Origin of the sequence: Azospirillum agricola, from assembly GCF_020005195.1 — a bacterium.
GTDB lineage: Bacteria > Pseudomonadota > Alphaproteobacteria > Azospirillales > Azospirillaceae > Azospirillum > Azospirillum agricola.
In genome coordinates this window covers 1,027,586-1,049,766 of sequence record NZ_JAIFZR010000005.1, presented here as the reverse complement: position 1 = coordinate 1,049,766, position 22,181 = coordinate 1,027,586, and the positions used below count along the sequence as shown (strand labels likewise).

The following is a 22,181-nucleotide window of genomic DNA, read 5'->3' as shown; positions in this document are numbered from 1 at the left end:
CCGATGGGAGGCTTTCCTACCCCTCCTCCCCGATCGATCGCCTCTCTTCTCCTCCGGCGCCCCCACGATGGGCGTGTGTCCGAACCTATAAGATGTGGTAGCGTGCCGGTGGTCGCGCATTGCGCGGCTCCCTTCTTGCGGCAGCCCCCTCGCCATGGGGATGCGCCGCCGGACCCGACGACGGACCCGACGACGGATGGACCCAGACAAGCTCGCCAAAGTCCTCGCCATGGCCGAGTCGGAGCATCAGGGCGAGGCGTTGTCCGCCCTGCGCGCGGCCCGGATCATGCTGTCGCGCGCCGGCCTTTCCTTCCGCGACCTGGCGGAGCGGGCGCGTCCCTCCGACCCGGCGGGTCCGGCTCCCGACCCCACCATCGTCGTCACCCCCGCCGCCCCGGCCCAGCCGCCGCCGCCCGACCAGCTCGTCCAGGGGCTGCGCCGCCAGGTCCGCGACCTGGAGCTGGAGCTGGCCACCCTGCGCCGCCAGCTCGACAAGGCGGCGGGCGACAGCGACCGCCACAGGGACGAGGCCGACCGCTGGCGCAGCCTGGCGCGCGACACGGCGGAAAAGCTGTGGGACATGGGCAAGGCGCTGGAGCGCAAGCATTCCCGCCACACCAGCGGCGACAAGCGGCGCGCCGTGCTGGAGCTGTTGCAGGATCCCGGCAGCGCCCTGCTGTCCGACCAGGAGATCGCCCGGCGCGTCGGCGTGTCGGCGCACATCGTCGGCCACTGGCGCCGCCGGCTCGCCATCGTCGGCCGCAAGCTTCGCCTGCTGCCGGTGGTGCCGCGCGGCCGCGGCCTGTGGGGAAGCCCCGGCAAACGCCCCCCGGCGCTGGAACGCGAACGGCGCCGCTGGCCGGGCTACGCCGGCGAGATCACCATCGCCGGGCGCGGGGGCGGGAATCCCTACGGCACCAGACGGTAGCCGCCGGGCTCGGTCACCAGGATCTCGGCGTTGGACGGGTCGCGCTCGATCTTCTGGCGCAGGCGGTAGACATGGGTTTCCAGCGTGTGGGTCGTGACCCCGGCGTTGTAGCCCCACACCTCGCCGAGCAGCGTGTCGCGCCCGACCACCAGATCGCCGGACCGGTAGAGGTATTTGAGGATCGCCGTCTCCTTCTCCGTCAGCCGGACCTTCCGGTTCGCCGCCTCGTCGAGCAGCAGCTTGGCGGCCGGCCGGAAGCTGTAGGGGCCGATCGTGAAGACGGCGTCCTCGCTCTGTTCGAACTGGCGGAGCTGCGCGCGCAGCCGGGCGATCAGCACGCCCAGCCGGAACGGCTTGGCGATGTAGTCGCTGGCCCCGGATTCCAGCCCCAGGATGGTGTCGGCGTCGGTGCTCGACGCCGTCAGCATGACGATCGGGCAGCGCACTCCGGCGCGCCGCAGCAGCTTGCAGACGTCGCGACCGTCCATGTCGGGAAGGCCGACGTCGAGCAGGATGGCGGAGAAGCCGCCTCCTCCCTGCCGCACCGCCTCCAGCGCCGCGGCGCCGTCGCCGGCCTCCGCCGTCTCGAACTCCTCCAGCAGACGGAGCTGCTCGGCCAGCGATTGGCGGAGCGCCGTGTCGTCATCGACCAGAAGAATGCGTTTGGGAGGCGTCATGGGGGCACGGAACCGGACCGTCGGAAAGGCCGGGACCTTAGCATGGCGCTCGAGTCCCTGTCGCCACGCGTCGTCGTCACGCGCCGCCCTCACGCAGCACCGCGCCGGCCGCAAAGCCGGGCAGTTGCGTCAACAGCGCCGGCACCTCCTCCTCCCGAGCCTCCGCGCGGGTCACCCGGTCGGGCGGAATCCCCAGTTCGGCGACGGCGGCGGCGGCGGCGGCGTCCGGCACCACGATGCGGCGCATCAGGGCCAGCGCCCCCTGTTCCAGATGGCGGCGCGCCGTCGCCTCCTCCGGGCTCAGCCCTTCGTCGGTCCAGTGCAGCCGGTCGACCAGCGCGGTGAAGCGGAGCCGGCGGTCGTCGGTCGGCAGGGTGGCTGCCAGATTGGCCAGCGCCGAACCGTCGATCAGCACCGGCGCACCGTCGGGCAGGCGCGACAGCGCGACGTCGGCCGCGAGGATGGCCGACGGATCGACCTGGGGGTGCGGGCCGGGCAGCGCGTGGACGGTCATTCCCTGCCCGGCCGAGCGCAGCGCCTCCACCATGCGCAGGCTGTAGGAGCCGGGCGGCAGGCCGGCCGGCAGCACCACATGCAGGGTTTGGGCCTGCGCAGCCGGCCGTTGCGGGTCCGGTGGGTCGCTCGTCGTCACGGAAACACGCTCCCTCGCTGTTTTTCTCCATCCTAGCGCGGCGCGGCGGTCCGCGGGCACTGCCCGTTCGTCGGAACCACGACCGCGTCACGGGGATCGTTGCGGTCCCGGCAACGGAGTGGCGCGCGGGAAACGCTGGACAGGGGCGCGCCTCCTGCGCTTTGCTTCGCCCGCCGTCCGCACCATCTTCCGCCTTTCGCCACGAAGTACCCCGCAAGATGCACGCCCAACGCCGCACCGACACCGTTCCCACGATCGACGAAGCCGCCGTACGCGCGGTGGACCGTGCGCTGGCCGCTCTCCGACGCGGCGAGGTGGTCGCCATCGAGACCGCCGACGGCACGGTCGGCGCCGCGGTGTCCGTCGAATCCGTGCCGATCGACGCGGTGGAACGGCTCAAGGCGCTGACCGGCGGCACCCCCAGCCTTGCGGTCACCCGCCGCCGCGCCATCATGCTGGGGCTGGCCGGGGACGGCAATGACGAGGCGCCGGGCGTGGCTGCCGGACCTGGCCTGGCGGGACCCGGCGCGGCGGGACCCGGCGTGGTCGCGCTGGGCTGCGCCGGCGGGTTGACCGCCGATCAGGCGCACGCGCTGGCCGACCCCGAGCACCGTCCGGACGCCACCACCCTGCCCGCCGGCCTGACCGCCGCCGCCATGCCGGCCGGCACGCGCGAGGCGGCGGCGGTCGACCTCGCCCGGCTGGCCCGGCTGCTGCCCGCCGCCATCACCGCCGACGTCCCCGACCCCGGCACCAGCGCCGACGAGTGGGCGGCCGAGCATGACCTGCTGCTGGTCCGCGCCCGCGACGTCGCCGATTACCGCGTCCATGTCGTGCGCACGCTGCGCCGCGTCGCCGACGCGCGGGTGCCGCTGAGCGGAGCCGAGGACACCCGCATCTACGCCTTCCGCCCGGCCGACGGCGGGCCGGAGCATCTTGCCATCGTCATCGGCGATCCCGACCCCGAACAGCCGGTGCTGGCCCGCCTGCATTCGGAATGCTTCACCGGCGACCTGCTGGGCAGCCTCCGCTGCGATTGCGGCGACCAGCTTCGCGGCGCGATAGCCGAGATCGCCCGGCAGGGCAGCGGCGTGCTGCTGTACCTCGCCCAGGAGGGCCGCGGCATCGGCCTGGTCAACAAGCTGCGCGCCTACCGCATCCAGGACCGGGGCTTCGACACGGTGGACGCCAACGAGATCCTCGGCTTCGAGGCCGACGAGCGCGTCTATCTGCCGGCGGCGGAGATGCTGCGGCAGCTCGGCTTCGGCTCGGTGCGGCTGATGACCAACAACCCGGAGAAGCTGCGCCAGCTCGCCCGCTGCGGCATCGCGGTGGTCGAGCGCGTCGCCCACATCTTCCCGGCCAACGGCCACAACGAAGGCTATCTCCGCACCAAGGCGGAACGCAGCGGCCATATGTTCTGAAGCCCGGTCCCGGCCGGCCCGGCCGCCGGAAGGAGGCGGGCAGGAATCGCACCCCGCCCCGGCAGTTCTTGCCGCCTCTCCGCCCGGAAGCCGCCCTCGGGCCGGCGGACCGGAATCGGATTCCGGGTGGAGGGCCCGAAAGGACCGCCCGACGCCGCGTCAAGGCTGGCACAAGGCTTGCTTCTCCGACGGGTGACCTCAGCGCCGGGAGACCGCCCATGGCCATCGACGCCACCACCATCGACAGCAGCGCCGCGCAACGCACGGCGCCGCGCGAGCGGCCGTCGCCGATCATCAACGATGGTCACATGGGCGGCGGGGTCGAGATCCGGGGCGAGATGTCCTTCTGGGACTTCCTCGACGTCATCAACCCGCTCCAGCACATCCCGATCGTCAACACCATCTACCGGAACCTGACCGGCGACACGATCCAGCCTTCATCGCGCGTGATCGGCGGCATCCTCTACGGCGGCCCGCTGGGCGGCATGACGGCGATCGCCAACGCCGTGGTGGAGGAGGCCCAGGGGCAGGACATCGGCGACCAGATCATGGCGTCGCTCGGCTTCGGGGGCGATGCCCATCCCACCGACTCCGTTGCCGTCGCGGCCGCCGCGGGGGGGCCGGCCACCGCCGGCTCCCCCGTGGAGCTGCGCGGAGGGCCGCAGGCCGTCCAGACGGCCGCAACGCCGGCATTCCCCGCGGCGGCGGCCGGGCAACCCGTGAAGCCCGGCGCCACGGGAACCGCCGGGGCTGAAGCCGGGGCGCCGTCGCTGGCCGCCCAGCTCGCCGCCGGATCGGCGCACGGGGCGTTCTCCCCTCCCGGCAAGATGCCGCCGCGCGACACCCCGCTCGCCAGCTCGACGATGGTCAAGCACAGCGTTCCGAAATTCGCCGCCCCGATGCCCGGCTCCGTCCCGGTGAGCGCCCAGGGACTTGCCCATGGGAATGCCGGAACGAACGCCCAGATCCAGGCCCAGGCCCAGGCCGCCGGACAGGCGCCCGCCGCGAACGGGAACCCGGCGCCGCCGGCCAACGGCAACGCCGCCGCTCCCGGCGCCATCCCGGCCGCGACTCCCGACACGCTGTCGGAAACCATGATGCGCAACCTCGCCAAGTACGAGCAGTCCCGCAAGGCCGCACAGCCCGCCGCCCCCACCCTGCGGGTGTCGGGGTGAGCGGTCCGGTCGAGATCGCGGTCGAGCCGGACGGTCATCTGGTCTGGCCGGGCGGCCGTGTCCGCTGCGCGCTGGGCCGTGGCGGCATCCGCGCCGACAAGCGCGAGGGCGACGGCGGCACGCCGGTCGGCCGCTTTCCGCTGCGCCGCGTCCTGTGGCGGAGCGACCGGCTGGAGCGGCCGGACACCGGGCTGCCCGCCCGGCCCATCGCCGCCGACGACGGCTGGTGCGACGCCCCCGACGACCCCGCCTACAACCGTCCGGTCACGCGCCCCCACCCCGCCAGCCACGAGGCGCTGTGGCGCGAGGACGGCGTCTACGACGTCATCGTGGTGATGGGGCACAACGACGATCCGGTCGTTCCGGGCCGGGGGAGCGCCGTCTTCCTGCATGTCGCGCGGCCGGGCTGGGAACCGACCGAGGGCTGCATCGCGCTCGCCCTCGACGATCTTCTGCGCCTGCTGAGGGACTGCGGGCCGGGAAGCGCGCTGAGCGTCCCACCCCAGCCCCTTCCCCTGCCCCTGCCGGACGGGGCCGGTCAGGCCGCCGGGTAGGGCCGCGCCCCGAAGATCGCGGTGCCGACCCGCACATGGGTGGCGCCGAAGCGGACCGCGGTCTCGAAGTCCCCGCTCATCCCCATGCTGACCTCGGCGAGACCGAGGCGCCGCGCCATCTCCGACAGCAGGGCGAAATGCATCGCCGGCTCCTCGTCGACCGGCGGGATGCACATCAGACCGGCGACCGGCAGCCCGAGGCGGTCGCGGCAATCCGCCAGGAACGCCTCGACCCCGGCCGGGGGGATGCCCGCCTTCTGCGGCTCCTCGCCGGTGTTGACCTCGATCAGGCAGCGCGGCCGGCGGCCGGTCTTCGCCATCTCCTCGGCCAGCGCCTCGGCCAGCCTGGGGCGGTCCAGCGTCTGGATCACGTCGAACAGGGCGACCGCGTCCTTGACCTTGTTGGTCTGGAGCGGGCCGATCAGATGCAGCTCCAGATCGGGGAAGCGGGCCTTCAGGGCGGGGAACTTGCCCTTGGCCTCCTGCACGCGGTTTTCGCCGAAGACACGCTGGCCGGAGGCCAGAGCTTCCTCCACCGCCTCGACCGGGTGGGTCTTCGACACCGCGACCAGCGTCACCGCCTCCGCGGCGCGTCCGCAGGCGGTGGCGGTGGCGGCGATGGAGCGCCGCACCTCGGCCAGGCGCCCGGCGACGCCCGTCGCCTCGGGATCGGGGGAGGAATGCGGCGGTTCGATGCCCTGCGTCGGCGTCATGGCGGCCCTCAATCTGGACGGTCCCGGTGTACAGGGGACCGTTCGGCGTGGTAGCCGACAGGCTTGGGAAACGCAAGCATCCCCAACACGACGCACGTCCGAGGAGACCTCCGCATGCGGAGCCCGTTCCGCCCCCTCCTGTCCGCCCTGTTCGCGGTCCTGGTCGCCGCCGGCTCCCCCCTGGCCCCCGCGCTGGCCCAGGAGTCCGGCAAGGCGGCCCCAAGGGCGGCGGCTCCGGCCAAGCCGGCGAAACCGACCCAGTCCAAGACGATGCAGGGCTCGCCGATGGCCCAGGTCCGCTTCGGCGAACCGGCCTACCTGTTGACGGATGACGGCACCTACCGCGACTACATGGGCAGGATCATGGCCGAATACGGCCGCCGCTGCGTGCGCCAGGAGCAGTTCGGCTGGGAGCTCGCCAAGGACGACCAGACGCGGCTCGACCGCATCTTCCAGGGGACGATGATCGGCTTCGGACGGACCGGCTATCTGGTGGGCGAGGTCAAGCCCAAGGCCGTGGTCGATCCGGAAACCATCGTCTTCCTCGCCGACCGCGAGAAGCGCCGTCTTCTGATGGTCTGGGTGCCGATGGAGACCTCGGTCCTGCTGATGATGTGCGACACCGACGCGGCCGCGCCGAAGAAGCCGTGATCCGGTCCGGCCGAAACGCCTGAAGGGCCGTCTGGAACAAGGACGGCCTGAAACAAAAAGAGGCGGCGGATTGCTCCGCCGCCCACGTTTGTGCTGCCAGGAACCGATCGCTTAGAAAGCGAAGCGGGTGTCCCACAGGAACACATTGGCATCGTTGTTGAGCGTGCCAACCTTGTTGTCGAAATAGCTGTATTCCAGACCGGTGGTCAGGCCCGGAGCGACGGTGTAGGTCACGCCGGCCTGCCACAGGTGGGTGCGGGCGTTGACGCCGAAGTAGTTGCTGTCGATGCCCTTGGCGTCGGTGTAGTTGAGGGCCAGGATGAGCGGGCCGGTGGTGTAGTTGACGCCGACGATCCAGACCTGCGCGTCGTCGATGCCGGTCGCGCCCTTGGCGTAGCCGCTGTCGCCGCTGAAGGCGTAGCTGCCGCCGATCTTGAAGCCGCCGAAGCCGACGTTCAGGCCGGCATGGACCGACGACAGGTCCTCGGTGTTGCTGAAATCGGCCTTGCCGAACTGGTAGGCGGCGCTCGCCTCGATGGCGACGGCGCCGAACGCGCCGGTGTAGGTGGCCTGGACTTCGCCGACGTCCCGGTAATTGGTGGTGTTCTTCTGGCGGTTGACGTTGGTGTTGCTGCTGCCCATCACCGGAGTGTAGGCGGCGCCCAGCTTGAAGCCGGCGAAGGTCGGGGTCTGGTAGACCAGCTTGGTGCTGGCGTCGCCCGACTCCAGGGTGCGCAGGCTGCCCATGACGTAGGGCAGCGCGCCGGCGCCGACCAGGCCCGGGAAGGTGTAGAAGGTGGTGACGAAGCCGTCGGGCGAGCCCTCGATGCCGTCCGGGTTCGGGCCGATGATGCCCGAGTCGTCCGACAGGCCGTTGGTCACGCCGGCCTGGATCGAGCCGAAGGACCCGTTCACGAACATGAACGCACGGTCGTTGTCGGTGGTGCGGTTGTTGCCGTTGCCGACCGCGCGCAGACGCAGGCGGGCGCCGTATTCCAGACCGTTGTCAGCCTTGGCCGTCGGGGTGATGGTCAGGCGGAGACGGTTGGAGAATTCGGTGGTGCGCTGGTTCTGGTCGCGATCCTGGTCGACATAGGCGCCCTGGAAGAAGGCGTCGCCACCCAGCAGGACGTCGAACTTGGACTGGGCCGAGGCGGAGCCGCAACCAGCCGCGAGGGCGACGGCGGCGCAGCCGATAACGAGAGAACGCTTCATGGATTGTCCATCCTTTTAGGCAGGCACCCCTGTTGCGGGGTCGAGCGGTTGTCTTTGTGACTTTGACTTAACCGCGCCCCGTTTCCGCAGGCAAGAGGCAAAGTGTCATGAAACACTCCCTCACGCCACACAGTGGCATTGGCGACACACAGACAACCTATTGATATACAACACTATTATGGCACTGCCGCAAAAACAGCACATTCGCTGCCCACCGAACAGGCGATGGGTGCAAAGATTGGGCACAAAAAAAAGGGCGGTGGCCGAAGCCACCGCCCTTTCCTGTTCCGTTGCCGGACGTTTTATTAGAACGCCAGGACCGAACGCAGGATGACGACGTTGCCCTTGTCGTCGCGGTCAACGGCCGCGGTCGACAGGTCGCTGTCAGCCTTGAAGTAGTCGTACTGGGCCTGGAGGGTCAGGCCGGGAGCGACGGTGTAGCCGACGCCGATTTCGTAGACCTGGAGCTCACGCTCGCCGGCAACGGCCAGCGAACCGGCGTCCTTGCCGTTCTTGTAGTTGGCGCCGACGACGATCGGGCCGGTGGTGTACTGAACGCCGACCACCCAGCTGCGGGTGTTCTCGGTGAAGTAACCGGCGCGCTCGTTCTGGCCCGACTTGCCGTAATCGACGTAGCTGCCGCCGACGCTGAAGCCGGCGTAGCCCAGCTGGGCGCCGACCTGCCAGGCGTTCAGGTCCTTGTAGTTCGACGACACACCGGCGATGGTGGTGTTGTCGGCGGCCTGGCCCCAGAAGTAGCCGGCGCTGGCCTTCACCGAAACGCCACCGAAGGTGTTGTTGTAGTTCGCACCAACTTCAACCATGTCCTGGAAGGTGGTGTTGAACTGGCCGGCGACCGTGCCGATCACCTTCTGACGGTTCACGTCGGTGTGCGAGCTGTCGTTGCGCGGCAGGTAGCTGGCGCCCAGCTGCAGACCGGCGAAGCGCGGCGAGAAGTAGACGATCTTCGTCGAGTTCTTCTCGACGACCAGCGACTGGCCGATCAGGCTGCCGTTGACGCCGGCCGGGCCGTTGGCCGAGGCGATGTCGGTGTTGATGTTCAGGAAGGACGCGACGCCGTCATAGATGCCGAGCGGCAGGTAATCCTGCGGAGCGGTGACGTAGGTCTCGTCGTTGAAGGAGTTCTGGACGCCCAGGCGGACCTGACCGAACGTGCCCTGCGCGAAGAGATAGGCGCGGTCGGCGTCGGTGGTACGGCCGTTGTTCTGGCCGCTGGCGGCGCGGAAGCGCAGACGGGCACCGTACTCCAGACCGTTGTCGGCCTTGGCGGACGGGATGATGTTGATGCGCATCCGGTTGGTGAACTCGGTCGAACGGGTGCCCGTGTCCAGGTCCTGGTCGACGTAGCCACCCTCGAAGTAGAAGTCGCCGCCGACTTTCACATCGAACTTGGCCTGGGCGTTGGCAGCGCCAGCACCGAGAGCGAGAGCAACGGCGGCGGAGCCGGCCAGCAGATAACGGTTCATGATAGTTGCCTCCATCCTGGCAGCAGATGTTTCAGCCTGGTTGACGTCCTGGCTGAGACTTTCGTACGCACCCCGGCCCGAGCCAGCAAGCGTCAAATCGGGCGGAATGCTGCATTGGGGGGACAGTGTGTCGCACGGAGCACACTAGGAATGGCCGTTCCGCAACGCACACCGAGTCATTGCGCAACGGCTCGGCGCCCGCTTCCGCTGTTGCGCCGGCCCGTCCATTTATGGTCTTTTCACCGGCATTCCGCGCGCGACCAGGCGCACGGTGCCCTCTTGTCTGATCCGGGTTTCCGACCATGCGCCGCTTGACCGCACTTCGCCTTGTCCCCGTCCTGCTCGCGGCCTCCGTCACCGTCGCCGGCTGCTCCAGCTGGGGCGGCAAGACCGAGACGGTGGAGGAGCAGATGAAGAACAAGGACTACAAGTTCGGCAGCCTGCTCGGCACCGACGGCGGGCTCAACCTGTTCGGCAAGAACAAGCGCGGCGGCGAGCAGGACAGCGCCAACGGCCTCAGCGTCAACAGCTTCCTGTGGCGCGCCTCGCTCGACACCCTGTCCTTCATGCCGATCGCCTCGGCCGACCCGTTCGGCGGCGTGATCCTGACCGACTGGTACACCCCGCCGGACTCGCCGAACGAGCGCTTCAAGGTCAACCTCTACATCCTCGACCGCCAGCTGCGCGCCGACGGCGTGCGCGTCTCGGTCTTCAAGCAGCAGCGCAACGGCAGCGAATGGCGCGACGCCAACGTCGGGCCGGAGACCGCCGGCACGCTGGAGGACGCGGTGCTGACCCGCGCCCGCCAGCTCCGCGTCTCGCAGGCGGCCGCCACGCGCTGACGCGCGGCGGCACCCGCATTTCAAGCTGATCGGCACACACGGAAAACGGCGTCGCGTCCATGTCGCGTTACAATGTCAAGGAAACCGAGGCGAAGTGGCAGAGCGCGTGGGACAGCCAAGGCTGCTTCACCGCGCGCGAGGACGCTTCCCGCCCGAAATACTACGTCCTGGAGATGTTCCCCTACCCGTCGGGGCGCATCCACATGGGCCACGTCCGCAACTACACCATCGGCGACGTGATCGCCCGGTTCAAGCGGGCCAAGGGCTTCAACGTCCTGCACCCGATGGGCTGGGACGCCTTCGGCCTGCCGGCCGAGAACGCCGCGCTGGAGAAGAAGACCCACCCGGCGAGCTGGACCCGCGAGAACATCGCGACCATGCGCGGCCAGCTGAAGACGATGGGCCTGTCGATCGACTGGGACCGCGAGATCGCCACCTGCGACGTGGAGTATTACCGCCACGAGCAGCGGATGTTCCTCGATTTCCTGAAGGCGGGCCTCGCCTACCGCAAGGAATCCTGGGTCAACTGGGACCCGGTGGACAACACCGTTCTGGCCAATGAGCAGGTGATCGACGGCCGCGGCTGGCGCACCGGCGCCCTGGTCGAGAAGCGCAAGCTGTCGCAGTGGTTCCTGAAGATCACCGCCTTCGCCGAGGATCTGCTGAAGGGGCTGGAGACGCTGGACCGCTGGCCCGAGCGCGTCCGCATCATGCAGGAGAACTGGATCGGCAAGTCGACCGGCCTGCGCTTCCGCTTCGCCATCAAGGACCGCGCCGACACGCTGGAGGTCTTCACGACCCGGCCCGACACGCTGTTCGGCGCCTCCTTCGCGGCGATCTCGCCCAACCACCCGCTGGCCGCCGAACTCGCCGCGACCAATCCCGAGCTGGCCGAGTTCATCGCCGAGTGCAACCGGCTGGGCACCAGCGAGGAGGCCATCGAGACGGCGGAAAAGCGCGGCTTCGACACCAGGCTGAAGGTCGTCCACCCGCTCGACCCCAGCTGGGAGCTGCCGGTCTACGTCGCCAACTTCGTTCTGATGGAATACGGCACCGGCGCGATCTTCGCCTGCCCGGCGCACGACCAGCGCGACCTCGACTTCGCCCGCAAGTACGGCCTGCCGGTCCTGCCGGTGGTGGTGCCCGAGGGGACCGACCCGGCGACCTTCAGGGTCGGCGACGACGCCTACACCGGCCCCGGCCTGCTGCGCAACTCGCGCTTCCTCGACGGGCTCGACAGCGAGGCCGCCAAGCAGGCGGTCGGCGAGCGGCTCGAGTCGACCGGCCAGGGCGAGCGCACCACCCAGTACCGCCTGCGCGACTGGGGCGTGTCGCGCCAGCGCTACTGGGGCTGCCCGATCCCGGTCATCCATTGCGACGCCTGCGGCATCGTCCCGGTCCCGCCCGAGCAGCTCCCCGTCGTGCTGCCCGAGGACGTGACCTTCGACAAGCCCGGCAACCCGCTGTCGCACCACCCGACCTGGAAGCATGTGAACTGCCCGGACTGCGGCAAACCGGCGGTGCGCGAAACGGACACCTTCGACACCTTCATCGAGTCGTCCTGGTATTTCGCCCGCTTCTGCTCGCCCAAGGAAGAGGGCACCGCCTTCACCCGCGACGCGGTGGACTATTGGTTGGGCGTCGACCAGTACATCGGCGGCATCGAGCACGCGGTGCTGCATCTGCTCTATTCGCGCTTCTGGACCCGCGCGCTGAAGAGCTGCGGCTACCTGAACCTGGACGAGCCCTTCACCGGCCTGTTCACCCAGGGCATGGTCAACCACGAGACCTACAAGGACGCCGACACCAACGCGTGGCTGGCCCCGACCGACCTGACGAGGAGCGACGCCGGCCAGTGGGTCCGCGCCGACACCGGCGCGCCGGTCACCGTCGGCCGCGTCGAGAAGATGTCGAAGTCCAAGAAGAACGTGGTGGACCCGGCGCACATCATCGGCACCTACGGGGCCGACGCCGCCCGCCTGTTCATGCTGTCCGACAGCCCGCCGGAACGCGACCTGGAATGGACCGAGGCCGGCATCGACGGTGCGTGGCGCTACATCAACCGCCTGTGGCGGATGATCACCGAGGCGCCCGTCACCCTGCCCCCGGCCGGGACGCCGAAGCCCGAAACGCTGAGCCCCAAGGCCGACGCCGCCCGCCGGCTGGTCCACAAGACCATCGCCGGCGTGTCGGACGACCTCGACAAGTTCCGCTTCAACAAGGCCGTGGCCCGTGTCCGCGAGCTGTCGAACGCGCTCGGCGAGCTGGACGGCCAGAGCGAGGGCGAGGCCTGGGTTCTGCGCGAGGGCTTCGAGTCGCTGGTCCGTCTGGTCGGCCCGATGATGCCGCACCTCGCCGAGGAGCTGTGGGTCCAGCTCGGTCACACGACCCTGCTGACCGACGAGCCCTGGCCGGAGGCCGACGCCGCCCTGGTGGTCGAGGACAGCGTCAAGATGGCGGTCCAGGTCAACGGCAAGCTGCGCGCCACGCTGGAGCTGCCGCGCGACATGGCCAAGGACGCCGCCGAACAGGCCGCGCTCGCCGACCCGAACGTGCAGCGCGCGCTGGAGGGCAAGCCGGTGCGCAAGGTCATCGTCGTCCCGAACCGGGTGATCAATGTCGTCGTCTGACCTCGGCGGTTTCCGCCGCTTCCCGAGCCTGCGCCGTGCCGTGAGCCGTGCCGTGACGCGGGGGCTTCTCGCCCTCGCCGTCACCGCCACGGCGGCCTGCGGTTTCCAGCCGCTCTACGGCGACCATGGCATCGGGGCCGGAGCGTCGGAGAAGCTGCACAGCGTCGACATCGCCTCGATCCCCGATCGGGAAGGGCAGAAGCTGCGCAACCTGCTGATCGACCGCTTCTACGAGTCGAGCCGGCCAGAAAAGACGCGCTACCGTCTGGACGTCTCCGTGACGGCGGTCGAACAGAAGCTGGCCTTGCAGAAGGATGCCTCGGCGGTCCGGTCCCAGCTTCTGGTCAACGCGCCCTACCGGCTGACCGACACCACCAACGGACAGGTGGTCTTCGCGTCCAGCTCCCGGTCGATGATCAGCTACAACATCCTAGAGCAGCATTACGCCGGGCTGCTGACGGTGGAGAACGCCTATGACCGGGCGTTGCTGGAAATCTCCAACGACATCACGACCCGCGTCGCGATGCATCTCGGCCGTGGGTCGTAACCCGGCGACCCGCGTCCCAGCGACGGGGGGCCGCCGGTGAAGCTGCAAGCCAGGGCAATCGACGGCTTCCTGCGCAAGCCCGATCCGAAGATCCGGGCGGTCCTGCTGTACGGCCCGGACTCCGGCCTCGTGCGCGACCGCGCCCAGACGCTGGGCAAGACCGTGGTCGACGATCTGGCCGATCCCTTCCGCGTCGCCGAGTTCCTTGGCCGCGCCGTCGCCGACGACCCGGCCCGGCTGGCCGACGAGGCCGCCGCCCTGTCCTTCACCGGCGGGCGCCGCCTGATCCGCGTGCGCGACGCCGAGGACAACGCCACCGCCGCCTTCGCCGCCTTCCTCGACACCCCGCCGCCCGGCGACAGCCTGATCCTCGTCGAGTCGGGCGACCTGTCGGCGCGCTCGAAGCTGCGCCTGCTGTTCGAGGGGGCGGACGCCGCCGCCGCCATCCCCTGCTACGTCGAGGAGGAGGCGTCGCTCGGCCGGGTCATCGCCGACATCCTGCACGGCCACGGCCTGACCGCCGATCCCGACGCGCTGACCTTCCTGGCCGCCAACCTCGTCGGCGACCGCATGGTCGCGCGCAACGAGGCGGAGAAGCTGGCGCTCTACATGGGCGGGACCAGGCGCGTGACACTGGAGGACGCCCAGGCCTGCATCGGCGACAGCGCCGCCTTGTCGATGGATGAACCGGTCTGGGCGGCGGCGGAAGGCGACTTCGCCACGCTCGACCGCTCGCTGGCCCGGCTGTTCGCCGAAGGGACCTCGCCGGTGCCGATCCTGCGCGGGGCGCAGCGGCATTTCCAGCGCCTGCAACTGCTGTGCGCCCAGATCGCCGCAGGCAAGTCGGCCGAGGCCGCGGTCGAGTCGATCCGCCCGCCGGTCTTCTTCAAGCTCAAGAATCGTTTGATCGGCCAGACCCGCCGCTGGTCGCCCAACGCCGTCCGTCAAGCGCTGGAGCGGCTGGTCGACGCCGAGGCCGACTGCAAGCGGACCAACATGCCCGACCAGACGATCTGCGCGCGGGTGCTGTTCCAGCTCGCCTCGCTGGCGGCGCGGCGATAGCGGTTTCCTACCCCTCCCCCGCTCGCGCGGAGGAGGGAGACGACAGCCCCTTACTGCCCCAGCACGTCGAAGTTCGGCGGCGCCGGATCGACGACGCGGGCGCCGTTCGGGGTCACTTCCAGCACGGCCAGTCCGCGCTCGACCAGACCGGTCGGGGTCAGGCGGAACAGGCCGTCGATGCCCTCGAAACCGCTGGGGTTGGTCATCGCCATCCGGTCGAACGGCGCCGCCGGCCCGTTCGTGCGCGCCAGCACCGCGGCGATCGCCGTCGCGTCGTAGGACAGCGTGGCGATGCGCGGCGGCTTGCGGCCGTAGGTCCGCTCGAACTTGCTCTCGAACTCGGCGCGGGCCTGCGGCGCCGGGGCGGCGTACCAGGCGCCGACCAGCGCCGGCTCCTGCCCCAGCGCGGCGACGCCCTGGGTGTCGTCCCACAGGCCGGTGCCGAGCAGCTTGACCTGCTGCGGCGCCATCCCGTTGGCCGCCAGCGCCGAGGCGATGCCCTGGGCGCGGGGGCCGCCTTCCGCCAGCAGCACCGCCTGCGGCTGGCCGGCACCGGCCCCCGGCCCCTGGGCGACCTGCTTGGCCGGGATCGACAGGTCCGGCACCGCCGGGTCGTAGCGTTCCACCTGCGTCACCGTGCCGCCCAGCCGCTGGCTGGTGGCCTGGAGCGCGCTGACCACGGCGTCGCCGTAGGGCGTGCGCGGGGCCAGCGCCACGAAGCGGGTGACGCCGCGCGAGCGGGCGAAGCCGGCGACGCGGTTGACCTGGTCGCCCGGCACGAAGCCCATGACATAGGTGCCGGCGCCGCCCTGGGTCCAGTCGTTGGTGAAGGCCAGCACGTCGATGCCGGCGTTCTGCGCCACCGGCCGCACCGCCGCGACCTCCGCCCCGAAGAGCGGGCCGAGGATCAGCCGGGCGCCCTCGGCGATGGCCTGCCGCGCCGCCTCGGCCGCCCCGGCGGGCGTGCCCTTGGTGTCGCGCGGCAGCAGCTCGAACTGGTCGCCGGCCGTGTCGAACAGGGCGAGCTGGGCGGCGTCGAGCATCGGCTGGCCGATCTGGGCGCTCGGCCCGGTCAGCGGCAGCAGCAGCGCCACCTTGACCGTCTGCGGCACGACCGCCGACGGAACCGGCGCCACCGGTTGCGGCGCTTGTGCCACCGGCGGTGGGGCCGTTACAGTCGAGCAGGCCGAAAGCCACCCGGCGACCACCAAGGCTGCCACGCCGTGACGTTTCAGACCCCGTGAGAAAGCTGTTGCCAAGCGTGCCACCGATCGTCTCCACATCCGCTGCGGCCCAAAGTGGCGCTCAAGGTAGCGGCACCGGCCCTGCAAGTAAACTCGCGCCCGGCCTTTATGTCGTCGCGACGCCGATCGGCAACGCCGCCGACATCACGCTGCGCGCGCTCGATGTCCTGACGCGCGCCTCGGCGATCGCCTGCGAGGACACGCGGGTCACGGCCAAGCTGATGGGCATCCACGGCATCCACACCCCCTTCGTCTCCTACCATGAGCACAACGCGGCGAAGATGCGTCCGATCCTCATCGAACGCATGAAAAGCGGCGACTCCATCGCGCTGGTCACCGACGCCGGCACGCCGCTGGTCTCCGACCCCGGCTACAAGCTGGTGCGGGAGTGCGTGGCGGAGGGGGTCGCGGTCACCACCCTGCCCGGCGCCTCGGCGCCGCTGGTGGCGCTGGTGCTCTCCGGCCTGCCGACCGACCGCTTCCTGTTCGCGGGCTTCCTGCCCAACAAGAGCAGCGCCCGGCGCGCCACCGCCGGCGAGCTGAAGGGCGTGCCGGCCACGCTGGTCTTCTTCGAATCCCCGCAACGCCTGCCGGAATCCCTGGCCGACCTCGCCGACATCCTGGGCCCGCGCGAGGCCGCCGTCGCCCGCGAGCTGACCAAGCTCTACGAGGAGGTGCGGCGCGGCACCCTGCCCGAACTGGCCGCCCATTACGCCGAGGCCGGCCCGCCGCGCGGCGAGGTCGTGCTGGTGATCGGCCCGCCCGGCGCCGAGGAGACCCCCGGCGAGGCCGACATCGACGCCCTGCTGCGCGAGGCGCTGACCCGCCTGTCGGTGCGCGACGCCGCCGCCGACGTCGCCGCCCGCACCGGCCAGCCCAAGCGCGGGGTCTACGCCCGCGCCCTGGAGCTGGCGCGCGAGGATGGGGACGGGCCAAGGGGAAGCGGGGCCAAGGGAAGCGGCCATGTCTGAGTTCGACGCGCTGCGCCGCCGGGCCGAGGCGTTCGGCCGTTTCGCCGAAAGCCTGTGCCGGCTGTCGCTGCGTCTGAAGGGCTACCGCATCCTCGCCAACCGGCTGCGCACCCCGATGGGGGAAATCGACATCGTCGCCCGGCGCGGCCAGACCATCGCCGTGATCGAGGTGAAGGCGCGCGGCGACTGGGACACCGCCAACGAGGCGGTGAACGCCCGCCAGCGTGGCCGTCTGGCCCGCGCGGCCCATGTCTATCTGGCGGCGAACCCCCGATACGCCGGCTATGTCTTGCGCTTCGACGTGATGCTCGTTACGCCTTGGGCGTGGCCCCGTCACCTGATCGACGCGTGGCGGATCTGACGAGCGAGACGAAGGACAGCTCCTTGACCAGCACAGCCGAAGCCCGCGAGATCCTGCGTCGCACCGGCGACCAGCCGGACGACGAGATCGATCTGGCTGAAGCCGCCCTGGCGCTCGGCGCCCTGGAGATGCCCAACAGCGACCTCGACGGCTACCGCCGCCACATCCGGGCGATCGTAGAGGATATGGCCGCGCAGGACGCTCCCGACGGCGACAGCCTGGACTCCCGCATCGAACGGCTGCGCCGGGTGATCGGCGAACGGCACGGCTATTCCGGCGACCACGACACCTACGACGACCTCCAGAACGCCAACCTGCTGCGGGTGATCGACCGGCGGCGCGGGCTTCCGGTGGCCCTCGGCATCCTCTACATGCACGCCGCCCGCTCGCAGGGCTGGTCGATGGTCGGGCTGAACTTCCCCGGCCATTTCCTCGTCCGCATCGACCAGGGACCGGCCCGCGCCATCGTCGATCCCTTCAACGACGGGCAGATCCGCACCGTCGTCGACCTGCGCGACCTGCTGAAGGCCACCGCCGGCAGCGCCGCCGAGCTGGAGCCCGAGCATTACCAGCCGGTGTCGAACCGCGACGTGCTGCTGCGGCTCCAGAACAACATCAAGCTGCGCCACCTGTCGGCCCACGCGGTGCCCAAGGCGCTGGAGGTGCTGGAGGGCATGCGCCTGTTCGCCCCGCACGAGCCGGCGCTGTGGCGCGAAACCGGCCTGTTGGAAGCCCACACCGGCAACATCAGGGACGCCATCGTCGCGCTGGAGACCTTCATGGCGCTGACCGGCGACGAGCATCACCGGATGCAGACCGCCTCGCTGATCCAGCAGCTGAAGAAACGCCTGAACTGACAAGACCCTGAGTGGCCGGAGACCCGCCATGAGCCTCGCCGTCGCGTTCCAGATGGACCCCATCGAGTCGATCAACATCGACACCGATTCCAGCTTCATGATGGCGCTGGAGGCGCAGAAGCGCGGCCATCGCCTGTACCACTACCACCCGCGCGACCTGATCCTGACCGGCAACCGGCTGACCGCCCGCGTCCGCGCGATGACCGTCGTCCGCCAGCGCGGCGCCCACCACACGCTGGGCGAGCCGGTGCTGACCGACCTGTCGACCATGGACGTCATCCTGCTGCGGCAGGATCCGCCCTTCGACATGGCCTACATCACCTCCACCCACCTGCTGGAGCATGTCCAGCCCAAGGTTCTGGTGCTGAACGACCCGGCCGAGGTGCGCAACGCGCCCGAGAAGATCTTCATCACCCGCTTCCCCGACCTGATGCCGCCGACGCTGATCACCAGCGACAAGCAGTCGATCCTGGATTTCCGCGCCGAGCACAAGGACATCATCGTCAAGCCGCTGTTCGGCAACGGCGGGGCCGGCGTCTTCCACCTGAAGCCGGACGACGAGAATCTCGGCTCGCTGCTGGAACTCTTCACCCAGCTCTACCGCGAGCCGGTGATCGTCCAGCGCTACCTGCCGGAGATCCGCCAGGGCGACAAGCGCATCATCCTGATCGACGGCGAGCCGGCCGGCGCCGTCAGCCGCATGCCGCAGGAGGGCGAGGCCCGCGCCAACTTCCACGCCGGCGGCAGCGCGAAGAAGACCGAACTGACCGACCGCGAGCGCGCGATGTGCGCCGCCATCGGCCCGGTGCTGCGCGAGAAGGGGCTGCTCTTCGTCGGCATCGACGTGATCGGCGACTACATGACCGAGATCAACGTCACCTCGCCGACCGGCATCCAGGAGATCAACCGCCTGGACGGCGTGCAGCTGGAAGCCCTGCTGTGGGACGCCATCGAGCGCCGCCGCGCCACCACCTGACGGCGGGAAAAACCGGCAGCTCCCTGCAATTTTCCGCGTTTCCGGCGATGGCCGTCCCCTTGCGTTGCCGAGGGGGCGGCCATATCTTTAGTGACCATGGGGACGACGGCTGATTCCCGTCGCCCCAGGTCCGGTCCTTAGCGGAAGAGGTCAAGCAGACGCTTGATGATCTCCAGCAGCAGGACCAGAAGAGTGAGGATGTCCCGCATCCTGCATCTCCTCCTGTGTGGCGGGGGCGGCCGGTCCGCCCCCTCCCGACCACACCGGATCTCGGTAGCACACGAACGCATTCCACTCAACCACGAGGATGTGACTGAAGCGTCGCTTCCCTGCCGCTTCGTCCTGGCTCCGGGTCATGGCACGCGCCCGATGCCCCCTTTCGCCGCGCCGGTTCTGCGCGGCGCGCCTTGACCACCGCGCCGGGGGGGGCGATAACTCCGGCCTCCCAGAGTTTTCGAGCGAGACCACCCGTGAACCGCATCTTCTCCGGCATGCAGCCGACCCGGCAGCTTCACCTCGGCAACTATCTGGGGGCGCTGCGCAATTGGGTGGATCTGCAAAACAGCTACGAATGCATCTTCTGCGTCGTCGATCTGCACGCCCTGACCATCGACCAGGATTCCGAGGTCCTGCGCAACAACATCCGCGAGGTCGCCGCGGCCTACATCGCCGCCGGCATCGACCCGGACAAGAACATCCTGTTCAACCAGTCCTTCGTTCCAGGCCATTCGGAACTGAGCTGGATCCTGTCCTGCCACACGCCGCTCGGCTGGCTGAACCGGATGACCCAGTTCAAGGAGAAGGCCGGCAAGCAGAAGGACATGGCCAACCTCGGCCTCTACGCCTACCCGACGCTGATGGCCGCCGACATCCTGCTCTACAAGGCGACCCATGTCCCGGTCGGCGAGGACCAGAAGCAGCATCTGGAACTGGCCCGCGACATCGCCGGCGCCTTCAACCGCCGCTACGGCACTGAGTTCTTCCCGCAGCCCGAGCCGCAGATCCTCGGCGAGGCGACGCGCGTCATGAGCCTGCGCGACGGCAAGAAGAAGATGTCGAAGTCGGACGAGTCCGAATATTCGCGCATCAACATGACCGACGACGCCGACACCATCGCGCAGAAGATCCGCAAGGCCAAGACCGACCCGGAACCCCTGCCCGAGACCGTCACCGAGCTGGAGGCGCGGCCCGAGGCCGACAACCTCGTCACCATCTACTCCGCGCTCGCCGCCCAGAGCCGCGAGCAGACGCTGGCGCAGTTCGCCGGCGCCCAGTTCTCCGGCTTCAAGACCGCGCTGGTCGATCTGTCGGTGGCCAAGCTGGCGCCGATCACCACCCGCATGCAGGAGTTGCTGGCCGACAAGGCGGAGATCGACCGCCTGCTGCGCAAGGGCGGCGAGCGCGCAGCCGCCATCGCCGAGAAGAACCTGAACGACGTCAAGGACATCATCGGCCTGCTGCGGCCATAAGACGGCGTGCCCGCGATGACGGCCCCCATCCTGCTCACCGGCTTCCACCCCTTCGGCGACCGGACGGTCGATCCGACCGCCCTGCTGATGGAACGGCTGGCTGGCGAGCCGGGGGTCGTCGCCGCCACCCTCTCCCCGCTCTACGACGTCTGCGGCGAGGAGATGGCGGCCCTGCTCGACCGCCACCGGCCGATGGCGGTGCTGGCCTTCGCCCTGTCCGAGCGCACCGCCTCCATCCGGATCGAGCGCCTCGCCTGGAACCGCGACGAGAGCGCACAGGCCGACGCCGCCGGAACGGTGCGCGAGGAGCACACCATCGTTGCGGACGGGCCGACCGCCTACGGCTCCACCCTGCCGGTGCCGCACGTGATGCGGGAACTGGCGATGGCCGGCCTGCCGGTGACGTTCGGGGATTTTGCCGGCGGCTTTCTTGGCAACCACCTGTTCTACCGGACCCGCCACATCGTCGAGACGGCGGGGATGGACGCGCCGATGGGCTTCTTCCACATGCCGCCGCTGCCGGAGCAGGCGCAGGCGGCCAGGGGACAGCACGGCTTGGCGCTGGAACGGCAGGAGCTGGCCGGGCGGGTTTTGGTGGACATGCTGCGCCGCGCCCTGGACAGGGTCGGCTGATTTTCCACCGCGACCGGCGCGCGGAACGGCGCGCTCAGGCCAGCTTGGCGGCGCGGCGGCTGTCCGGCGGGTTGACGATGACACGCAGCCCGGCCAGGAAGGCGCGGCCGGCGTCGGTCAGGGTGACGATCTTGCGGCGGCGCTCGCGCGGATCCTCCTGCGCCTGCACCAGATCCAGCCCGGCCTTGCCGAAGCTGTGCCAGCGGCTGAGCGCGGCGACGTTGCGCGACGCCGAGGATTGGGCGATGCCCAGGCGTTCCGCCAGCTCTCCGATCGAAATGCCTTCGCTCTGCGCGATGGTCATGAAACTCAGCGCGTATTGGATCGGCAGGTCGGGGTCGAGCTTGCGGAACGCCTCAAGCACCTGGACGACGGTGGCAACCTCGTCGTGACGGACGCGGGCCGGCATCAGACTGCCTCCACGACGTCCGGCGCTACCGCGCGCGCGACGGTGGTCCCCAGCGGGCCGGTGTGTAGATGATGTTCAGGCGTCCAAGCCATAGGATGACTTCCCCGTTTTCCCGCCGCAGGTCGAACGACCCGTTCGGCGCTGCCCAGAGGGCGTGTTCAACGAAGAGACGGTGACCGCAAAAGCCCAGAAAGACACTCATGGGATCCTCTCGATGTCCGGAAGTCACGTTCGCCCAAGGGCTTGAAGGTCGGGACGCGCATGTTGCGGTTTTGGGCATGGGTGGCGGCCGGGGCGGCCGGGTCGCCGGATCGGGCGATCCAGGCGGTTACGAGGGTTTTCATCGTGATGCTCCAGGGGTTGAGTGGCGCCGGGGCGAACGCACCGGCGGATCCGGTATCGCCGGTCAGCGATACGGTTGCAACGTCAAAAATGTCCGCGCGTCAGAAAGGTTCCGATCGCGGATGGGATAGGCCGGATCGAACCGCCGCTCCCCGGCGGCCGGGCTCCCGGCGGTCAGGCCGATGTCGCGCCGCAGATGCTCGCCCAGCCCGTCTTCCAGCCGGTCCGTCCCGCCGCCGGAATCGAGCCAGCGGCTCCGCAACGCCGTCCACAAGGTCGGCATGGTCTTGTTCCTTCCGCATGAATTCCCGCCGTCGGACCATCCGGCGTCGGGTGTCGCAATAATTCCGCTCTCGGATGTG

General features: G+C 69.8%; 23 protein-coding genes. 15 read left to right on the top strand and 8 right to left on the bottom strand.

The genetic code is table 11. The annotated features are described in order from the left end of the window. Nucleotides 1–196 precede the first annotated feature (196 nt). The gene (locus tag JN22_RS19935) at nucleotides 197–928 is read left to right on the top strand and encodes a hypothetical protein (RefSeq protein WP_085555600.1); all 732 of its coding nucleotides are present in this window, start codon (nucleotides 197–199) and stop codon (nucleotides 926–928) included. Here JN22_RS19935 and JN22_RS19930 read toward each other — a convergent pair. Then, on the bottom strand, nucleotides 910–1,605 hold the full coding sequence (locus JN22_RS19930) for a response regulator transcription factor (protein ID WP_085555599.1): 696 nt from the start codon (nucleotides 1,603–1,605) through the stop codon (nucleotides 910–912). The two genes, JN22_RS19935 and JN22_RS19930, sit on opposite strands and share 19 nt — an antisense overlap. Before the next feature lie 76 nt (nucleotides 1,606–1,681). Next, on the bottom strand, nucleotides 1,682–2,257 hold the full coding sequence (locus JN22_RS19925) for a glycosyl transferase (protein ID WP_179166195.1): 576 nt from the start codon (nucleotides 2,255–2,257) through the stop codon (nucleotides 1,682–1,684). Nucleotides 2,258–2,475: 218 nt separating this feature from the next. On the opposite strand from JN22_RS19925, the gene ribA reads away from it, so the two are divergent. The 3 genes from ribA to JN22_RS19910 all read left to right on the top strand — a co-directional run bounded on the left by ribA (nucleotide 2,476) and on the right by JN22_RS19910 (nucleotide 5,410). Beyond that, complete coding sequence (gene ribA / locus JN22_RS19920) at nucleotides 2,476–3,681, top strand: GTP cyclohydrolase II (RefSeq protein ID WP_085555598.1); 1,206 nt, start codon at nucleotides 2,476–2,478, stop codon at nucleotides 3,679–3,681. 218 nt (nucleotides 3,682–3,899) lie between these two features. Then, complete coding sequence (locus tag JN22_RS19915) at nucleotides 3,900–4,856, top strand: hypothetical protein (RefSeq protein ID WP_143268367.1); 957 nt, start codon at nucleotides 3,900–3,902, stop codon at nucleotides 4,854–4,856. Next, nucleotides 4,853–5,410 (top strand): L,D-transpeptidase family protein, encoded by a 558-nt coding sequence (locus JN22_RS19910; RefSeq protein WP_085555596.1) that lies wholly within the window; start codon nucleotides 4,853–4,855, stop codon nucleotides 5,408–5,410. The genes JN22_RS19915 and JN22_RS19910 overlap by 4 nt, the downstream gene beginning before the upstream one ends. Here the strand turns inward: JN22_RS19910 and JN22_RS19905 are convergent. Then, complete coding sequence (locus tag JN22_RS19905) at nucleotides 5,395–6,123, bottom strand: YggS family pyridoxal phosphate-dependent enzyme (protein WP_085555595.1); 729 nt, start codon at nucleotides 6,121–6,123, stop codon at nucleotides 5,395–5,397. The genes JN22_RS19910 and JN22_RS19905 overlap by 16 nt on opposite strands. Before the next feature lie 114 nt (nucleotides 6,124–6,237). Between JN22_RS19905 and JN22_RS19900 the strand changes: the two genes are divergently transcribed. Then, entirely contained in the window at nucleotides 6,238–6,774 is a 537-nt protein-coding gene (locus tag JN22_RS19900; RefSeq protein WP_085555594.1) for a hypothetical protein, read from the top strand. Between the two features lie 111 nt (nucleotides 6,775–6,885). On the opposite strand, the gene JN22_RS19895 is transcribed toward JN22_RS19900, so the two are convergent. Further along, complete coding sequence (locus JN22_RS19895) at nucleotides 6,886–7,989, bottom strand: porin (RefSeq protein ID WP_085555593.1); 1,104 nt, start codon at nucleotides 7,987–7,989, stop codon at nucleotides 6,886–6,888. Between the two features lie 305 nt (nucleotides 7,990–8,294). Next, complete coding sequence (locus JN22_RS19890; RefSeq protein WP_085555592.1) at nucleotides 8,295–9,476, bottom strand: porin; 1,182 nt, start codon at nucleotides 9,474–9,476, stop codon at nucleotides 8,295–8,297. A gap of 302 nt (nucleotides 9,477–9,778) precedes the next feature. Between JN22_RS19890 and JN22_RS19885 the strand changes: the two genes are divergently transcribed. Genes JN22_RS19885 through holA form a run of 4 tightly spaced genes read left to right on the top strand, consistent with a single transcriptional unit; the run spans nucleotide 9,779 to nucleotide 14,557 of the window. Continuing rightward, nucleotides 9,779–10,318 carry a DUF3576 domain-containing protein gene (locus JN22_RS19885; protein ID WP_085555591.1) on the top strand — a complete coding sequence of 180 codons (540 nt, stop codon included), beginning with the start codon at nucleotides 9,779–9,781 and terminating at the stop codon, nucleotides 10,316–10,318. Between the two features lie 59 nt (nucleotides 10,319–10,377). Continuing rightward, nucleotides 10,378–12,948 (top strand): leucine--tRNA ligase, encoded by a 2,571-nt coding sequence (gene leuS, locus JN22_RS19880; protein WP_085555590.1) that lies wholly within the window; start codon nucleotides 10,378–10,380, stop codon nucleotides 12,946–12,948. After that, the gene (gene lptE / locus JN22_RS19875) at nucleotides 12,935–13,495 is read left to right on the top strand and encodes an LPS assembly lipoprotein LptE (protein WP_085555589.1); all 561 of its coding nucleotides are present in this window, start codon (nucleotides 12,935–12,937) and stop codon (nucleotides 13,493–13,495) included. Before leuS ends, lptE begins: the two co-directional genes overlap by 14 nt. 36 nt (nucleotides 13,496–13,531) lie before the next feature. Further along, nucleotides 13,532–14,557: a DNA polymerase III subunit delta gene (gene holA / locus JN22_RS19870; RefSeq protein WP_085555588.1), complete on the top strand. Its 1,026-nt coding sequence runs from the start codon at nucleotides 13,532–13,534 to the stop codon at nucleotides 14,555–14,557. 50 nt (nucleotides 14,558–14,607) lie between these two features. Here the strand turns inward: holA and JN22_RS19865 are convergent, their stop codons facing one another. Then, a complete protein-coding gene (locus JN22_RS19865; protein WP_223677802.1) occupies nucleotides 14,608–15,693 on the bottom strand; it encodes a penicillin-binding protein activator in 1,086 nt (361 codons plus the stop codon). Between the two features lie 125 nt (nucleotides 15,694–15,818). Between JN22_RS19865 and rsmI the strand changes: the two genes are divergently transcribed. The 6 genes from rsmI to JN22_RS19835 all read left to right on the top strand — a co-directional run bounded on the left by rsmI (nucleotide 15,819) and on the right by JN22_RS19835 (nucleotide 21,068). Continuing rightward, a complete protein-coding gene (gene rsmI / locus JN22_RS19860; protein ID WP_317852932.1) occupies nucleotides 15,819–16,772 on the top strand; it encodes a 16S rRNA (cytidine(1402)-2'-O)-methyltransferase in 954 nt (317 codons plus the stop codon). Next, nucleotides 16,765–17,133 (top strand): YraN family protein, encoded by a 369-nt coding sequence (locus tag JN22_RS19855; protein ID WP_085555585.1) that lies wholly within the window; start codon nucleotides 16,765–16,767, stop codon nucleotides 17,131–17,133. Before rsmI ends, JN22_RS19855 begins: the two co-directional genes overlap by 8 nt. A gap of 23 nt (nucleotides 17,134–17,156) precedes the next feature. Continuing rightward, nucleotides 17,157–17,990 (top strand): SirB1 family protein, encoded by an 834-nt coding sequence (locus JN22_RS19850; protein ID WP_085557258.1) that lies wholly within the window; start codon nucleotides 17,157–17,159, stop codon nucleotides 17,988–17,990. A 28-nt stretch (nucleotides 17,991–18,018) separates the two neighbouring features. Continuing rightward, a complete protein-coding gene (gshB, locus tag JN22_RS19845; protein WP_085555584.1) occupies nucleotides 18,019–18,966 on the top strand; it encodes a glutathione synthase in 948 nt (315 codons plus the stop codon). 470 nt (nucleotides 18,967–19,436) lie between these two features. Continuing rightward, nucleotides 19,437–20,435 carry a tryptophan--tRNA ligase gene (trpS, locus tag JN22_RS19840; RefSeq protein ID WP_085555583.1) on the top strand — a complete coding sequence of 333 codons (999 nt, stop codon included), beginning with the start codon at nucleotides 19,437–19,439 and terminating at the stop codon, nucleotides 20,433–20,435. Between the two features lie 15 nt (nucleotides 20,436–20,450). Then, complete coding sequence (locus JN22_RS19835) at nucleotides 20,451–21,068, top strand: pyroglutamyl-peptidase I family protein (RefSeq protein WP_085555582.1); 618 nt, start codon at nucleotides 20,451–20,453, stop codon at nucleotides 21,066–21,068. Nucleotides 21,069–21,102: 34 nt separating this feature from the next. Here the strand turns inward: JN22_RS19835 and JN22_RS19830 are convergent, their stop codons facing one another. After that, on the bottom strand, nucleotides 21,103–21,477 hold the full coding sequence (locus JN22_RS19830; protein WP_085555581.1) for a helix-turn-helix domain-containing protein: 375 nt from the start codon (nucleotides 21,475–21,477) through the stop codon (nucleotides 21,103–21,105). A gap of 406 nt (nucleotides 21,478–21,883) precedes the next feature. Further along, nucleotides 21,884–22,102 carry a hypothetical protein gene (locus JN22_RS19825; RefSeq protein ID WP_085555580.1) on the bottom strand — a complete coding sequence of 73 codons (219 nt, stop codon included), beginning with the start codon at nucleotides 22,100–22,102 and terminating at the stop codon, nucleotides 21,884–21,886. Nucleotides 22,103–22,181 lie beyond the last annotated feature (79 nt).

Bases quoted from the DNA above. Each gene is read 5' to 3' on its own strand.
- JN22_RS19935 (WP_085555600.1), top strand. From the start codon at position 197: ATGGACCCAGACAAGCTCGCCAAAGTCCTCGCCATGGCCGAGTCGGAG.
- JN22_RS19930 (WP_085555599.1), bottom strand. From the start codon at position 1,605: ATGACGCCTCCCAAACGCATTCTTCTGGTCGATGACGACACGGCGCTC.
- ribA (WP_085555598.1), top strand. From the start codon at position 2,476: ATGCACGCCCAACGCCGCACCGACACCGTTCCCACGATCGACGAAGCC.
- JN22_RS19915 (WP_143268367.1), top strand. From the start codon at position 3,900: ATGGCCATCGACGCCACCACCATCGACAGCAGCGCCGCGCAACGCACG.
- JN22_RS19905 (WP_085555595.1), bottom strand. From the start codon at position 6,123: ATGACGCCGACGCAGGGCATCGAACCGCCGCATTCCTCCCCCGATCCC.
- JN22_RS19900 (WP_085555594.1), top strand. From the start codon at position 6,238: ATGCGGAGCCCGTTCCGCCCCCTCCTGTCCGCCCTGTTCGCGGTCCTG.
- JN22_RS19895 (WP_085555593.1), bottom strand. From the start codon at position 7,989: ATGAAGCGTTCTCTCGTTATCGGCTGCGCCGCCGTCGCCCTCGCGGCT.
- JN22_RS19890 (WP_085555592.1), bottom strand. From the start codon at position 9,476: ATGAACCGTTATCTGCTGGCCGGCTCCGCCGCCGTTGCTCTCGCTCTC.
- JN22_RS19885 (WP_085555591.1), top strand. From the start codon at position 9,779: ATGCGCCGCTTGACCGCACTTCGCCTTGTCCCCGTCCTGCTCGCGGCC.
- leuS (WP_085555590.1), top strand. From the start codon at position 10,378: ATGTCGCGTTACAATGTCAAGGAAACCGAGGCGAAGTGGCAGAGCGCG.
- lptE (WP_085555589.1), top strand. From the start codon at position 12,935: ATGTCGTCGTCTGACCTCGGCGGTTTCCGCCGCTTCCCGAGCCTGCGC.
- JN22_RS19855 (WP_085555585.1), top strand. From the start codon at position 16,765: ATGTCTGAGTTCGACGCGCTGCGCCGCCGGGCCGAGGCGTTCGGCCGT.
- gshB (WP_085555584.1), top strand. From the start codon at position 18,019: ATGAGCCTCGCCGTCGCGTTCCAGATGGACCCCATCGAGTCGATCAAC.
- JN22_RS19835 (WP_085555582.1), top strand. From the start codon at position 20,451: ATGACGGCCCCCATCCTGCTCACCGGCTTCCACCCCTTCGGCGACCGG.
- JN22_RS19830 (WP_085555581.1), bottom strand. From the start codon at position 21,477: ATGCCGGCCCGCGTCCGTCACGACGAGGTTGCCACCGTCGTCCAGGTG.
- JN22_RS19825 (WP_085555580.1), bottom strand. From the start codon at position 22,102: ATGCCGACCTTGTGGACGGCGTTGCGGAGCCGCTGGCTCGATTCCGGC.